Annotated in this window: 16 protein-coding genes; 13 read left to right on the top strand and 3 right to left on the bottom strand. The window is 67.1% G+C overall.

The window, feature by feature from the left end; all coding sequences use genetic code 11:
• The coding region (locus AAGA11_14750; protein ID MEM9604123.1) for a YicC/YloC family endoribonuclease at positions 1-602 on the bottom strand (602 nt) is incomplete at its 3' end.
• A gap of 90 nt (positions 603-692) precedes the next feature.
• Here AAGA11_14750 and rph point away from each other — a divergent pair.
• The 8 genes from rph (at position 693) to AAGA11_14710 (ending at position 7,758) form a co-directional block, all read left to right on the top strand.
• Positions 693-1,412 (top strand): ribonuclease PH, encoded by a 720-nt coding sequence (gene rph / locus AAGA11_14745; GenBank protein ID MEM9604122.1) that lies wholly within the window; start codon positions 693-695, stop codon positions 1,410-1,412.
• Entirely contained in the window at positions 1,409-2,008 is a 600-nt protein-coding gene (gene rdgB / locus AAGA11_14740) for an RdgB/HAM1 family non-canonical purine NTP pyrophosphatase (GenBank protein MEM9604121.1), read from the top strand. The genes rph and rdgB overlap by 4 nt, the downstream gene beginning before the upstream one ends.
• The gene (gene hemW / locus AAGA11_14735) at positions 1,995-3,143 is read left to right on the top strand and encodes a radical SAM family heme chaperone HemW (protein ID MEM9604120.1); all 1,149 of its coding nucleotides are present in this window, start codon (positions 1,995-1,997) and stop codon (positions 3,141-3,143) included. Before rdgB ends, hemW begins: the two co-directional genes overlap by 14 nt.
• A 107-nt stretch (positions 3,144-3,250) precedes the next feature.
• Entirely contained in the window at positions 3,251-3,454 is a 204-nt protein-coding gene (rpmE, locus tag AAGA11_14730; protein ID MEM9604119.1) for a 50S ribosomal protein L31, read from the top strand.
• A gap of 137 nt (positions 3,455-3,591) precedes the next feature.
• Positions 3,592-5,037 carry a M48 family metalloprotease gene (locus AAGA11_14725; GenBank protein MEM9604118.1) on the top strand — a complete coding sequence of 482 codons (1,446 nt, stop codon included), beginning with the start codon at positions 3,592-3,594 and terminating at the stop codon, positions 5,035-5,037.
• Complete coding sequence (locus AAGA11_14720) at positions 5,034-5,930, top strand: 5'-3' exonuclease H3TH domain-containing protein (protein MEM9604117.1); 897 nt, start codon at positions 5,034-5,036, stop codon at positions 5,928-5,930. Before AAGA11_14725 ends, AAGA11_14720 begins: the two co-directional genes overlap by 4 nt.
• Positions 5,927-6,487 carry a pseudouridine synthase gene (locus tag AAGA11_14715; protein ID MEM9604116.1) on the top strand — a complete coding sequence of 187 codons (561 nt, stop codon included), beginning with the start codon at positions 5,927-5,929 and terminating at the stop codon, positions 6,485-6,487. The genes AAGA11_14720 and AAGA11_14715 overlap by 4 nt, the downstream gene beginning before the upstream one ends.
• Before the next feature lie 125 nt (positions 6,488-6,612).
• Entirely contained in the window at positions 6,613-7,758 is a 1,146-nt protein-coding gene (locus AAGA11_14710) for a M12 family metallo-peptidase (protein MEM9604115.1), read from the top strand.
• On the opposite strand, the gene AAGA11_14705 is transcribed toward AAGA11_14710, so the two are convergent.
• Entirely contained in the window at positions 7,755-8,723 is a 969-nt protein-coding gene (locus tag AAGA11_14705; protein MEM9604114.1) for a polyprenyl synthetase family protein, read from the bottom strand. The genes AAGA11_14710 and AAGA11_14705 overlap by 4 nt on opposite strands.
• Before the next feature lie 146 nt (positions 8,724-8,869).
• On the opposite strand from AAGA11_14705, the gene rplU reads away from it, so the two are divergent.
• The 4 genes from rplU to proB all read left to right on the top strand — a co-directional run bounded on the left by rplU (position 8,870) and on the right by proB (position 11,734).
• Positions 8,870-9,181: a 50S ribosomal protein L21 gene (gene rplU / locus AAGA11_14700; GenBank protein MEM9604113.1), complete on the top strand. Its 312-nt coding sequence runs from the start codon at positions 8,870-8,872 to the stop codon at positions 9,179-9,181.
• A 38-nt stretch (positions 9,182-9,219) separates the two neighbouring features.
• Entirely contained in the window at positions 9,220-9,483 is a 264-nt protein-coding gene (gene rpmA / locus AAGA11_14695; GenBank protein ID MEM9604112.1) for a 50S ribosomal protein L27, read from the top strand.
• 63 nt (positions 9,484-9,546) lie between these two features.
• A complete protein-coding gene (gene cgtA, locus AAGA11_14690) occupies positions 9,547-10,608 on the top strand; it encodes an Obg family GTPase CgtA (GenBank protein MEM9604111.1) in 1,062 nt (353 codons plus the stop codon).
• Positions 10,595-11,734, top strand: a complete 1,140-nt coding sequence (gene proB / locus AAGA11_14685; GenBank protein ID MEM9604110.1) for a glutamate 5-kinase — start codon at positions 10,595-10,597, stop codon at positions 11,732-11,734. The genes cgtA and proB overlap by 14 nt, the downstream gene beginning before the upstream one ends.
• 52 nt (positions 11,735-11,786) lie before the next feature.
• On the opposite strand, the gene rpsT is transcribed toward proB, so the two are convergent.
• Positions 11,787-12,053 (bottom strand): 30S ribosomal protein S20, encoded by a 267-nt coding sequence (rpsT, locus tag AAGA11_14680; protein ID MEM9604109.1) that lies wholly within the window; start codon positions 12,051-12,053, stop codon positions 11,787-11,789.
• Between the two features lie 102 nt (positions 12,054-12,155).
• On the opposite strand from rpsT, the gene murJ reads away from it, so the two are divergent.
• Positions 12,156-13,733, top strand: coding sequence for a murein biosynthesis integral membrane protein MurJ (gene murJ, locus AAGA11_14675; GenBank protein MEM9604108.1), 1,578 nt, complete (start codon positions 12,156-12,158; stop codon positions 13,731-13,733).
• Positions 13,734-13,739 lie beyond the last annotated feature (6 nt).

Genomic DNA, 13,739 nt, shown 5'->3' with positions numbered 1-13,739 from the left:
TCGGCGTCGGTGCCGAGCTCGTCCAGGCGGGACCGCCAGCGCTCGGCCTGGTGCGCGAGCACGGCCGGGCGGCGGGCGTGCAGTCGTGACACGATGGTGCCGATCTCCCGCGCGCGGGAGGCAAGGTGCTCGGCAATCGCCTCGCCCTCGCGCGTGCGGTGGTCTACCGCTGCCTCGAGTGCCTCGTCGAGTGTCTCGAGCGCCGCGTGCTGAAGGGCGTCGAGGTCGACCTGCGAGGCAGTCAGCACGCCCGGCCAGGCCAGCACGCGAGCCGGGTCGGGTTGGTAGCTGGCGTCCTGACCCATGTCGGCAGCGATATCACGCATTGCCGTGACCACCTGGCGGGCGAGGTCAGCGTTGTAGGCGACGGCCTTCGGGTCGGTCGTCCTGGCAAGCTCGAAACGCAGCGCACACTCGACCTTGCCGCGCGCGAGCCGCTTGGCAACCCGCTGGCGCACGCGGTTGTCCAGCGCGCGAAGCTCCTCCGGTGCGCGCACGGTCACATCCAGGTAGCGGTGGTTGACCGAGCGCAGCTCGACGCTGACCGTGCCTGCAAGGGTGTCGCGTTGGGCACTGCCGAAGGCGGTCATGCTGAGCAACATGGCGGGGTCCGTGTGCGGATTCGAGCGGGGAGACAGGCTATAATCGCGCCCCTTTCGCCCTCTGTCGAGCCTCACCCCAGGAGTTTCCCTATGCGACCCAGCGGCCGCGCTGTCGATCAGTTGCGCGACGTGTCCTTCGAGCGCCACGTCAACTGCCATGCAGAGGGCTCCGTCCTCGTCAGCTTCGGCCGTACCAAGGTCATTTGCACCGCGTCGATAGAAGAGCGCGTACCGCCTTTCCTGCGTGGTAAAAGCCAAGGCTGGGTCACAGCCGAGTACGGCATGTTGCCGCGCTCGACCCACGAACGCATGCGGCGCGAAGCCAATGCCGGCAAGCAAAGCGGGCGCACCCTCGAAATCCAGCGCCTGATCGGGCGGTCGCTGCGCGCAGCGGTCGATCTCGAAGCGCTCGGTGAACGCACGATTTCACTTGACTGCGACGTCATTCAGGCGGATGGCGGTACACGCACCGCTTCAATCACGGGGGCATGGGTTGCATTGAGTGATGCGGTTTCAGCGCTAATGAAGCGCAAGGGTCTCAAGCGCTCGCCGTTGATCGGCATGGTGTCGGCGGTGTCGGTTGGCATCTACAACGGCAGTTGTGTGCTCGACCTCGACTACGCCGAGGACTCGCAGGCCGAGACCGACATGAACGTGGTCATGAACGAGGCTGGCGGCTACATCGAAGTGCAAGGGACCGCCGAAGGGCACGCCTTCCGCCATGACGAATTGCTGCGCATGCTGGAACTCGCCAAGTCCGGCACCGAGACCTTGCATGCCCTGCAACGCGACACGCTGGTTGAGACGTGAAACTGGTGCTGGCAACCGGCAACGCCGGCAAGGTGCGCGAGTTGGCCGGGCAACTGGCTGCGAGCGGCGTGACCGTGGTTGCACGCACTGAGTTCACACCCGATGAGCCCGCCGAGGACGGCTTGAGCTTCGTTGAGAATGCCCTGATCAAGGCGCGTCATGCCGCTGAGGCGAGTGGCTTGCCAGCGGTCGCCGACGACTCGGGGCTTCGGGTGGCGGCCCTGCAGGGCGCACCCGGCGTGCACTCGGCGCGCTACGCCGGTGACAGCGCAAGTGATGCGGACAATTGGCGGAAGCTGCTCGATGAGCTCCGGGGCGTAGCGCCGCCGCAACGGCGCGCTGCGTTCCACTGCACGCTGGTGTTCCTGCGGAGCGCAACGGACCCGGCGCCGATCATCGCGTCTGCCGAGTGGACGGGTTCGATTCGGCTGAGTCCGGCCGGCGAGGGGGGCTTTGGCTACGACCCGGTGTTTCAGCCCGACGGTCTGGATCGGTGTGCAGCTGAACTCGCCCCCGACGAGAAGCAAGCGGTCAGTCACCGGGCACGGGCGCTCAGCCTTTTTCTGCCGCAGCTTCGACACGTTGTCTCGCTCTGATATCCCGCTGTCGGCCTATGTGCACCTGCCCTGGTGCGTACAGAAGTGCCCGTATTGCGATTTCAACAGCCACGGTCTGCGCGGTGCGTTGCCCGAGGCAGCCTACCTCGAAGCGCTGAAGCGCGATATCGACGCCGAAGCGACTCGCCACGACGGCAGGCGCATCGAGACAGTGTTCTTTGGCGGTGGCACACCGTCGCTCTTCAGCGCCGATGGCATTGGCCGCATTCTCTCGTGGCTGGACGCCGCCTTTGGTTTCGTCGGCTCGCCTGAAATCACGCTTGAGGCCAATCCGGGCACCGCCGAGGCCGCGCGCTTTGCCGGTTTCCGCGCGGCGGGGGTCAACCGACTGTCGATCGGCGTGCAGAGTTTCGACGACCACCGGCTCGCCGCGCTCGGGCGGATTCACTCGGCCGAGGACGCCGAAAACGCCTTTGCCCTGGCGCGACGGGCCGGGTTCGACAACATCAACCTGGACCTGATGTTTGCGCTTCCGGGCCAGTCGGTCGCAGCGGCGCTCGAGGAGCTGCAGCGTGCCACCGCACTCGGCGCCGAGCACCTCAGTTGGTACCAACTCACGCTCGAGCCCAACACGCGCTTTGCCGAGACACCGCCCGCGAACCTGCCTGAGGCGGACGTGCAGGCGACCATGCAGTTCGAGGGCGCGGCCGTGCTCGGTGAGCTTGGCTACGCGCGCTACGAGGTTTCCGCCTACGCCCGGGCCGGTCGGGCCTGCGCGCACAACCTCAACTACTGGCGATTCGGTGACTACCTCGGCATCGGCGCCGGTGCGCACGGCAAGCGTACCCGGTCTGCCGGCGTGGTCGAGCGGCGCTGGAAACACCGACACCCCAAGCGTTACCTCGCCGCCGAGGTGCAATCGGCCGAGGTGTCGGAGGTGGCAGCGGATCAGGTGCCCTTCGAGTTCATGCTCAACGCCCTGCGGCTGGTGGACGGTGTGGACGTGACGTGCTTTGAGGTCGAAACCGGGCGCCGTTTTACCGCAATCGAAGACACCTGGTCGGGCCTTGTTGCGCGCGGCCTGGTCGAGCCCGCTGACAGCGGGCGGCTGCGCTGCACCGAGCTTGGCTACCGCTGGCTGAACGAGGTGGTGCTCGGTTTTCTGCCGGGCTGAGGGGCGGGCAGTTCTACCGTGCCAGTTGCAACCGTCGATTGTGTCTTGAATCTGCCCAATAACACCCATATACTGGTTGATTCGCAAGAAGTTAAGGAGCTGGGGCCATGAAAGCCGAAATTCACCCCGACTACACCAACATCGACGTCACGTGCAGCTGCGGGAACACCTTTCAGACGCGGTCCACGCTCGGCAAGGACCTGGGCGTCGAGGTGTGCTCCAACTGCCACCCCTTCTACACCGGCAAGCAGAAGATCGTCGACTCTGCGGGTCAGGTCGACAAGTTCCGTCGTCGCTTCGGTGCGAAGTGATCCGGCCACGGCCTGCCTCGAGAAAAGGGCGCCACTGGCGCCCTTTTTTTGTGCCTGGATGACGGCCTGACAGGCCGTGGCGGCTCGGTCCCGCGATGCGGGATACAATGTCACGAGGGAATGACGGGAGTCGGGCGATGAGGTTGCGGTTGTGTGGTGCGCTGGTGCTCTTTGTTCTGGCGGCGAGCTGTGCGGTCAACCCGGTCACCGGCGACCGCGACCTGGTGCTGATGTCCGAGCAGCAGGAGATCGCCCTCGGTGCGAGCCAGCACCCGAAGATCCTCCAGCAATACCCGCTCTACGATGACCCGGCGCTGCAGGCCTACGTCAACGACGTCGGCCAGGCCATCGCCCGCATCAGCCACCGATCGACACTGCCGTTCACCTTTTCGGTGGTGGACAGCGCGGACATCAATGCCTTCGCCTTACCGGGCGGCTACATCTACATCACCCGCGGCATCATGGCCTACCTCAATTCGGAGGCGGAACTGGCGGGTGTGCTTGGGCACGAGGTCGGACATGTGACAGCCCGGCACGGTGTTCGCCAGCAGAGCACGCAGGGTGTCACCGGCATTTTGAGTGCGGTGCTCGCGGCGAGCACCGACGGGGCCTACAACGACCTGATTTCGGCGGGCTCGCAGGCGCTGGTGTCGGGCTACGGGCGCAGCCACGAACTCGAAGCGGATCGTCTCGGGGCAGAGTACCTCGCCAACACCGGTCGCAACCCCGAGCGGATGATCGATGTGGTGCGTGTGCTCAAGGATCAGGAGCTCTTCGACCGCGAACTCGCGGCGGCCGAGGGGCGCGAGCCACGCCGCTACCACGGCCTGTTCGCGACCCACCCGGACAACGACACGCGCTTGCAGGAAGTCGTGCGCGCCGCCAACCGATTCGTGGCGGGTGCCACGGACGACGGTCGACAGCGCTACCTCGACATGATCGACGGTATGGTCTTTGGCGAAAGCGAAGCGGAGGGCATCATCCGCGGCAACGCGTTCTACCACCTGCCGCTCGACCTGACCGTGCGTGCACCGGACAACTGGCGCATCCAGAACAGCCCGACCAAAGTCATCTTCGCGCGCGCTGACCAGAGTGCCTACATGGAGCTCACCGTGACCAGCGTGGACACAGGTACGCGTCCGGAAGATGTGCAACAGCGACTGCTTGGCCGTGAGGTGGCCGGCCGTACACGCAGCGCACGCGGCATGCGCGGCGTCGAGTCGAACGTGGACCTGCCGAACACCCCGTGGGGCAAGCCCGGACCGGCGTTGATGACGACCTGGGTCCGCGACACGCAGGCCTTCACCTTCCTGGCCGCTGCGCAGTCCCCCGCGCAGCTTCAAGCTGTGACGCCGGAAATTCGGTCAGTCGCTGACAGCCTCGATCGCCTCGACGACGGCGGTCGAAGGCTCGCAAAAGCGCGTCGGCTGTCGGTCGTGCGGGTTGGCGGTGCCGACAATTTCGAGACGTTGGCGAGCCGGTCCGCGCTCGGTGACTTCGCGGTGCAGCGCCTGCGGTTGATCAATGGACGCTATCCGGATGGCCAGGCGCGTGCGGGGCAAACCATCAAGGTGGTCCGCTGAACCCGCGAGACGACAGGCTCTACCTGGTCGACGCCTCGATCTACCTCTACAACGGACTGCGGCACCACGGGGAGGCTTACCGTGACCGCGACGGTCGTGCCGCCGGCGCGGTCCGCGGGCTGGTGGACGCGCTGGCACAGATCGCTGCGGGTGGGGCGACTCACGTCATCTGCGCCTTTGATGGGCCGCGTGAGCACTTGCAGCGGCGTGCGAGCTTTCCGGCGTACAAGGCGCAGCGCCCGGCCGTTTTGCCGACCATGGCACAGCAGCGCCTCGATGCCCGAAGCGTCGTGGCGCAGCTCGGGTTTGCTGCGTTGCAGGACGACGCCCACGAGGCTGACGACATCATCGCCACGCTGGCGCGGCGTGCCCGGACGGCGCAGCGTGCGGTGGTCGTTGTCAGCGCCGATCGGGATCTCGTGCAGGTGTTGCGCCCCGGGGACGAGTACTGGCACCTCGCTGCGGGGCAACGCAAGGCCTACTCCACCGTGCACAAGGGCCTGCGCGTCACGCCCGACCGGTTGCCCGAGGTACTCGCGCTCTGCGGCGACGCCGCCGACAACGTGCCGGGGGTATCTGGCATCAACCGGGGGCTTGCGGCGAGGCTGATTCGACGGTGGGGCAGTGTCGAGGCGCTTTTCGAGCACCTCGACCGCGGGCAGTCGCTCGGCGTCCGCGCCGCGCCCGGGCTCGCTGACGTGCTGCTTGCCCACCGTGCGCAGGTGGATGCCGCCCGAGCGCTGGTGCAGTTGGTCGACGTCCCGCTTGATGACGGCGCAGCCACTGCGCCAACCACTACGGCCGCGCGGGTCGTCGACGTTGGCGCGAGGCTCGGCCTCGAGCGCGTGGCGGTGGACGCCCTGGTAGGACGGGCCGATCGGGTGGCGGCATGACGCCCTCAGGTCCCGGGCGTGTGGTGCTGTTCAACAAGCCCTACGGCGTGGTGAGCCAGTTCACCGACGTGGATGGCCACCCGGGTCTGGCGCAGCACCTTCAGCTGCCGGGATTTCGCGTCGCCGGGCGGCTCGATCGCGACAGCGAGGGCCTGCTGGTTCTGACCGACGACGGCCGCTTGCAACAGCGCATTACGCACCCGACATCGAAGCAGTGGAAAACCTACCTCGTGCAGGTGGAAGGTGCTGTCGATGACGCAGTGCTCGCCGCGTTGCGTTGGGGAGTGGTCCTCAAGGACGGACCGACGCGCCCGTGCCGGGTGCGCGGCATCGACGAGCCTGAGTGGCTGTGGCCGCGCGACCCGCCGGTGCGCTTTCGCAAGACCGTGCCGACTGCCTGGATCGAAGTCGGCCTGCAGGAGGGGCGCAACCGGCAGATTCGGCGTATGACGGCCGCCGTCGGCCTGCCGACCCTGCGCCTGGTGCGCGTGTCCATCGGCGACTGGACGCTCGGGGCGTTGGCGCCGGGCGAGGCACACGACGCAAGACGCCCCTGAAGTGCGACAGGCGCCTCACTCTGTATCGCGTGACTGACATTGGCGCCGGAAACTGAGAGTGCGGTCAATGTGTGACGCTGCGCGCGGAGATAGTGTGACGGTGACCCCAATTGGAACCGGCCTGCGTGAACTGGCAGACCCTCTTGCGAACACTGCTGCTGATTGTCGCCTGGCTGCTCTCGAGTACGGTGACGGCCCGCGCTGGCGGGGCGGTCGCCTACTCGCTCGAGTCGCAGCCGCACGCGGACATCTGGCGGCTGCAGATCGTTCGCGGCGAGGTCGAGCTTGCGTTGGTCCTTCGGCCCGGCGACGCGGTGCGCGACGTCACCCGTGCGGGTGGCCGTGACCGCGGTGCCTTGCACCTGGTCGGCGACGTCGAATCGAGTGCGGGCAGTTGGGCCCGCGTCAGTGTGGACCCGAACGGGCGCTGGTTGTCAGGCCTGGTGCGCACCGGGGATGCCTTGTTCTCGGTGCAGACACGCCGCTCGGGTGTGGTCTGGATGGAGCAGGTGGCAACCGGGCAGCCGCGATCTGTGAGCGTGTCACGGGTGTTGCCACTGGCCGCTGTGGTTGACAGCCTGTACGACGAGGCCTCGGACGGGCAGGGCCGTCGGCGCGCCATTGCCCTGATCAATCAGGTGGACGGGCTGTTTCGTGAACAGTTGGGCCTCGCACTCGACCTCCGGGCCGTGCGCGTGATCGAGGATCCCACACGTGACCCGTTGCGCCAGAGCGGCGGCACGCTCGAAGACGTGTTGATGGCCTTTCGGAACTACCGCCAGTCGGACACGACCCTGCCCGATGGCGTGGGGCTCGTGCACTTGTTCAGTGGCGCCTCCCTGTTCGACCGGCGCGTGGGCCTGGCGTACACCTCGGGCGTCTGCGATCCCTACGGGCATGACGTCAGCGTGTCTCGACTGCGCATGGAATTGATCACCGTGGCGCACGAACTCGCGCACATCCTGGGCGCCTCGCACGACAGTTCGTGGGCCTGCGGGGAGTCGAATCTGCTGATGGCAGCCACCGTGCGCTCCGACCTCAGTCTGCAGATGAGTGCCTGCAGTGTGGATGCCATCTCGCCGACGCTCGACCGCGAGTGTTTCGTGCAGCTTGGCGACCCGGCCAACCCGATCGCCGACGCCGCCCAGACCCTCGAGGCGCGGCCCGGCCTGCGCTCACTCGAGGGCGCCGTGCCGACCGAGCCGGTCTCGCCGCTGGTGCTGCTGGCTATCGCCTTCATGGCCGTCGGCCTGATCCGGCGGCGTCACTAGTGGTCGCGGCCAACCGCGTAGTAGGCGAGTCCTGACAGCGCCTCGGTGTAGGCGTTCTGCGGTGCACCGGCGAGTGCCGCGACGGCGGCATCGGCTTCCCGCTTGGCCAGGGCCTGGGTTTCGGCGATGGCATCGGTGCGCGAGATGACTGCCATGACGTCGTCAATGCGGTCGCGCCCGCCCGTTTCGATGGCGTCGCGGATGCAGGTCTGTTCAGCGGCTGTCGCGCGCTCGAGCGCGATCAGCAACGGCATGGTGGGCTTGCCTTCGGCCAGGTCGTCGCCGATCTCCTTGCCGAGGGTGTCGCTGTCCGAGCTGTAGTCGAGTGCGTCGTCAACGAGTTGAAATGCGCGACCCAGGTGTGAGCCGTAGCGTGCGAGCGCGTCTTCGACACCGTCGGGCTGCTCGGCAAGCACCGCGCCGATGCGCGTCGCGGCCGCAAACAACACGGCTGTTTTCGCTTCGATCACCTGCCAGTACCGCGCCTTGGTCGTGTCGGCGTCGTGAATGTTCATCAACTGGAGCACCTCGCCTTCGGCGATGGTGTTGGTGGTGCTGGCCAGGATCTGCATGATCCGCATGCTGTTGATGTCGACCATCATCTCGAAGGCGCGCGAGTACAGGAAGTCGCCCACCAGCACGGCGGCTTCGTTGCCCCAGCGCTCGTTTGCGGTCTCCCGCCCTCGGCGCAGCTTCGATTCGTCGACCACGTCGTCGTGCAGCAACGTGGCGGTGTGGATGAATTCGACGATAGCCGCCGCCGTGTGGGCACTCGGCTCGCGGTAGCCGCAGGCGTGCGCGGCCAGCAGCAGCAGCCGAGGCCGAAGGCGTTTGCCGCCCGCGCCTACGATGTAGGCCGACAGCTGGTTGATCAGTGCGACGTCCGAGGCGAGCCGGGTCGTGATGCAGTGATCGACGTCCGCCATGTCGTCGTCAATGAGGGCGTTGATGGCGTCGATTTTCATCGCGTGTCGTGCAGACAGGGCTGGGGCGCGCCAGTCTACCCTTTGCACTGTGGGCGAGGGAATGGGAGCCGGCGCACGTATTGACGCCCCTGAGACCAAACGCTAAGATGTCGGGCTTGATTCAGTAAAGTGCAGAGACGCGCGACATGTACGCGGTAATCAAAACAGGCGGTAAACAGTACCGCGTAGCCGAAGGTGATCGCCTGAAAGTCGAGACCCTTGCGGCCAGCGAAGGCGATAGCGTCGAACTGGACCAGGTTCTGCTTGTGTCCGGCGACGACGGCGTGAAAGTCGGCGCCCCGCTGGTTGACGGTGCAAAAGTGCAGGCCACTGTGCTGTCGCACGGGCGCGCCAAGAAGATCGAAATCATCAAGTTCCGGCGCCGCAAGCACCACCGCAAGCAGATGGGGCACCGCCAGAACTACACCGAACTGAAAATCGAATCCATAGTCGCCTGAGCCACCCAGGCTCGGCGGTGCTGACGACGGACGCAGACATGGCACACAAGAAAGCAGCAGGCTCCACACGCAACGGCCGCGATTCCGAGAGCAAACGCCTGGGCGTGAAGAAGTACGGCGGCGAAGCCGTGCTCGCCGGCAACATCCTGGTGCGCCAGCGTGGCACCCAGTTCCACCCCGGCATGAACGTGGGTTGCGGCAAGGACTACACCTTGTTCGCCAAGGTGGACGGCAGCGTGAAATTCTCGGTGCGTGGCGCGAAGAAGCGCAAGTTCATCGACGTTGTGCCGGCCGGCGCCTGACCGAGGCGGGCCGCGCAACTCAAACCCGCCGCAAGGCGGGTTTTTTTTTGGCTGTACAGCGACATGAAATTCGTAGACGAGGCAACAATCAAGGTCATCGCGGGCGACGGCGGTGGCGGCTGTGTGAGCTTCCGGCGCGAGAAATACATCCCGCGTGGCGGCCCGGACGGTGGCGACGGTGGCGACGGCGGGTCGGTGTACCTGGAGGCCGACGAGAACCTCAATACGCTCGCTGACTTCCGCCACGTGCGCAGCTACACGGCCGAACGCGGCAGCAGCGGCGCGGGCCGCAACATGACTGGGCGCTCGGGCGACGACCTCGTGGTCCGGGTGCCGGTGGGCACCGTGGCGTTCGATCGGGAAACCGACGAGTGTGTGGCTGACCTGACGCGCGCAGGCGACCGGGCGCTTGTCGCGCAGGGTGGCTTCCACGGGCTCGGCAACACCCGCTACAAGAGCAGCGTCAACCGCGCACCTCGGCAGAGCACGCCGGGCAGTGAAGGCGAGCGGCGGGTGCTGCGCCTGGAGCTCAAACTGCTCGCTGATGTGGGCCTGCTCGGCTACCCGAACGCGGGCAAATCGACTTTTGTGCGTGCGGTGTCAGCCGCAAAGCCGAAGGTGGCCGACTACCCCTTCACCACGCTGATACCGAGCCTCGGCGTGGTGCGTGTCGAACAGCACCGCAGCTTTGTTGTCGCCGACATCCCGGGCCTGATCGAGGGTGCCGCGGACGGGCAGGGCCTGGGTACCCGCTTTCTGCGCCACCTCTCACGCACCGGCTTGCTGCTGCACCTGGTCGACGTGGCGCCGTTCGACGGCAGCGACCCGGCCGACACCGCGCCACGGTTGATCCGCGAACTCGAGCGGTACGACGAGGCGTTGATTGGCAAGCCGCGTTGGCTGGTGTTCAACAAAACCGATCTGCTCCCCGCGGACGATGTCGAGTCCTGTGTGCGGCGCGTCGTCGCGGCGCTCGACTGGGACGGCCCGGTGTACCGTGTTTCGGCGTTGTCGGCCGACGGCACCCGTGCACTCTGCCAGGCCATCATGCGGCAACTCGAGCAGGCTGCGGCCGAGGCGGCCCACGCGGACGCCAGCAGAGGCGGGGCCGATGCTGCGCAGTGAGCTCGCATCCCGTCGGCGCTGGGTCGTCAAGATCGGCAGCTCGCTGTTGACCAACAACGGGCGCGGCCTCGACGGAGACGCGGTGGCCCGCCTTGCAACCGACATCGCGGCGCTGCGTGCGGCGGGTTGTGACGTGGTGCTGGTGTCTTCGGGGTCGATTGCCGAGGGCGTCGCTCGGCTCGGGCTGTCTGCGCGGCCGCGTGCGCTGCACCAATTGCAAGCGGCCGCGGCGGTCGGGCAGATGGGTCTGGTTCAAGCCTACGAGAGCCGGTTTCTCGCCCACGGCATCCGCACGGCCCAGGTGCTGCTGACGCACGAGGACCTCGCCAACCGGCGCCGCTACCTGAACGCACGCGGCACCTTGCAGGAGTTGCTCTCGCTCGGGGTGCTGCAAATCGTGAACGAGAACGACACGGTTACGACCGATGAGATCCGCTTCGGTGACAACGACACGCTGGGTGCTCTGGTCGCCAACCTCATCCAGGCCGACGTGCTCGCCTTGCTGACCGACCAGGCCGGGCTCTACGACAGCGACCCACGCAGCAACCCGAACGCGACCCTGTTGCTCGCGGGACGCGCCGGCGACCCGGCGCTGCGGGCCCTCGCCGGGCCGAGCGGTACCGCCGTGGGCAGCGGCGGGATGGTCACCAAGGTGCTGGCCGCCGAAAAGGCCGCGCGCTCCGGCACGGCCACCCTGATTGTCGGTGGCGCAGAGCCCGACGTGCTGCAGCGGTGCCGTGCGGGCGCACAGGTTGGCACCCTGTTGAGCCCGCCGGACGAGCCGCTGGTCGCGCGCAAGCGCTGGCTGGCCAGCCAGCTCAACCTGCGCGGCCAGGTGCGCATCGACGCGGGCGCCGTGCGCGTGCTCCAGCAGGCGGGATCGAGCCTGTTGCCGGTCGGTGTGCAGGCGGTGTCGGGCGAGTTCCAGCGCGGTGACCTGGTACAGATCGTCGGGCCGGACGGCGGGGAAGTGGGGCGGGGCCTGTGCAACTACGCCAGTGGCGAGGCCGCACAGATCACTGGCGTGGCGTCATCTCGAATCGAGCAGGTGCTCGGATTCGTGCGCGAGCCGGAGCTCGTCCACCGAGACAACCTCGTGCTTGCGCTCAGTGTCGAGCGTGTCTAGGGCGCAAAAAAAAGCCGGCCCGTGGCCGGCTTTTTCCGCGCGGGTCGCGCTGTCAGGTGGCGAGTGCCTTGACGCGCGCGTTCAGTCGCGACTTGTAACGGGCTGCGGTGTTCTTGTGCAGTAGGCCCTTGCCGACCATGCTGTCCACCTGCGGGACCATGGCCTGGTATGCCGAGCGCGCGGCGTCGGCGTCGCCGCCGTTGAGCGCCTTGATGACGCCCTTCACGCTGGTGCGCATGCGCGAACGCAACGACGCATTGCGCTGGCGGTGGGTTTCGGCTTGGCGGGCGCGCTTGCGGGCTTGTGCGGTGTTGGCCACTGGTATCGTCTCCGGACGAGTTCTGTATTCGCAGCTAAGCTCCCTAGTATTTGCGATTTTTGGCGGCATGTCAACGCATAGAGACGCCCGTGGGGGGGAACAGTGAGCGAACGCGCTGCGAGCGGCCTGCTGCGTTCGGGCGTGGTCGTCAGTGGCATGACCTTCCTGTCGCGCGTCGCCGGCCTGGTGCGCGACCTCGTGATCGCCGTGAGCTTCGGCGCCGGACCCCTGACCGACGCCTTCTTTGTCGCCTTTCGTATCCCCAACCTGCTGCGTCGGCTGTTCGGCGAGGGTGCGGTGTCGCACGCGGTCGTTCCCGTACTGAGCGAAACCGATGCCCGTGGCGACGAAGCAGCCACACGCGATCTGATTGCTCACGTGATCGGCACCCTCGGCGGGGTGTTGATCGCGGTGTCGGCGCTCGGCGCAGTGCTCGCACCCGTGCTGGTGTGGGTCTTCGCGCCCGGTTTCGTCGGCGACGGCGAGCGCTACGACCCCGCGGTCGCCATGCTCCGGATCTGCTTTCCCTACGTGTTCTTCATCTCGCTTGTGGCGGCAGCTGGCGCGGTGTTGCAAAGCCGCGGCCGGTTCGCGGTGCCGGCGGCGACGCCGATTCTGCTGAACCTCTGCATGATTGGCTCGGCGATCTGGCTCGCGCCGATGCTCGAGCAACCGGTCCATGCGCTTGCGATCGGTGTGCTGCTGGCGGGCGTGGTGCAGCTCGGTTTCCAATTGCCGGCGCTTGCGCGGCTCGGCTTGCTGGTGCGCCCGTCCTGGGGCTGGCGACACCCGGGCACGCGCAAGGTCATGGCCCTGTTGATGCCCTTTGTGTTGAGTTCCGGGGTATACCAGTTCAACGCGCTGGTGAGCTCGGTGGTGGCGTCAATGATGGTGGCGGGCAGCGTCAGTTGGCTCTATTACGCCGATCGCTTGCTCGAGTTCCCGCACGCCCTGATCGGGGTGGCGCTCGGCACGGTGATCCTGCCGCAGCTCGCCCGCGTCCACCAACGGTCCGACACTGACACCTTCGAGCGCACGGTGCAGTGGGCGCTGTTCGTGGGGCTGCTGCTGGGTCTGCCGGCGGCGCTCGGCCTCGCCGGCCTCGCCGACGCCGTGATTGCGACCCTGTTCCAGTACGGGGCCTTTGATGACACCGACCGTGACATGGCGGCACTGGCTCTGCGGGTGCTGGCCCTGGCGTTGCCTGCGCTGATCGTGATCAAGGTGCTCACGCCGGCTTTCTCGTCGCGGCAGGACACGCGTACGCCGGTGCGCATTGCCGTCGGCTGCATGGCGCTCAACATGATCGGCTGTGTGCTGTTCGGCCTCGGCCTGCTGCGCGCGGGCCACGCCGCACCCCACATCGGGCTCTCGGCCGCAACGGCGCTGAGCACGCTGCTGCAAGCGGGTCTGCTTGCCTTTTGCCTGCGCGACACAGTGAGCTGGCGACCGAGTCGGGCTGGCGCGCGGGCTGCGGCGCAGCTCGCCGTGGCCTGCGCGGTCATGGTGCTCGTGATGTGGGCGCTGTCGCCGGAGCCGGCGTGGTGGGGCGAGGTGGCGATGCGTCAGCGCGTGCTGACGCTCGGCGGTATAATTGCCGCCTCTACCGCAGCCTATGTGACAGCCTTGGCATGTATGGGCTTGCGACCGTCCGCGCTTCGGACGGTTGGCGGTCCCTGAGAACAT

Source organism: Pseudomonadota bacterium (genome assembly GCA_039196715.1).
In the GTDB taxonomy this organism is placed as follows: domain Bacteria; phylum Pseudomonadota; class Gammaproteobacteria; order CALCKW01; family CALCKW01; genus CALCKW01.
The sequence above is the reverse complement of the archived record's forward strand: the minus strand, read 5'-3'. Positions and strand labels throughout refer to the sequence as shown.

Coding starts and splice junctions, on each gene's coding strand:
- rpmE (MEM9604119.1), top strand. CDS start 3,251: ATGAAAGCCGAAATTCACCCCGACTACACCAACATCGACGTCACGTGC.
- rpmA (MEM9604112.1), top strand. CDS start 9,220: ATGGCACACAAGAAAGCAGCAGGCTCCACACGCAACGGCCGCGATTCC.
- AAGA11_14705 (MEM9604114.1), bottom strand. CDS start 8,723: ATGAAAATCGACGCCATCAACGCCCTCATTGACGACGACATGGCGGAC.
- AAGA11_14725 (MEM9604118.1), top strand. CDS start 3,592: ATGAGGTTGCGGTTGTGTGGTGCGCTGGTGCTCTTTGTTCTGGCGGCG.
- proB (MEM9604110.1), top strand. CDS start 10,595: ATGCTGCGCAGTGAGCTCGCATCCCGTCGGCGCTGGGTCGTCAAGATC.
- rplU (MEM9604113.1), top strand. CDS start 8,870: ATGTACGCGGTAATCAAAACAGGCGGTAAACAGTACCGCGTAGCCGAA.
- AAGA11_14715 (MEM9604116.1), top strand. CDS start 5,927: ATGACGCCCTCAGGTCCCGGGCGTGTGGTGCTGTTCAACAAGCCCTAC.
- cgtA (MEM9604111.1), top strand. CDS start 9,547: ATGAAATTCGTAGACGAGGCAACAATCAAGGTCATCGCGGGCGACGGC.
- rph (MEM9604122.1), top strand. CDS start 693: ATGCGACCCAGCGGCCGCGCTGTCGATCAGTTGCGCGACGTGTCCTTC.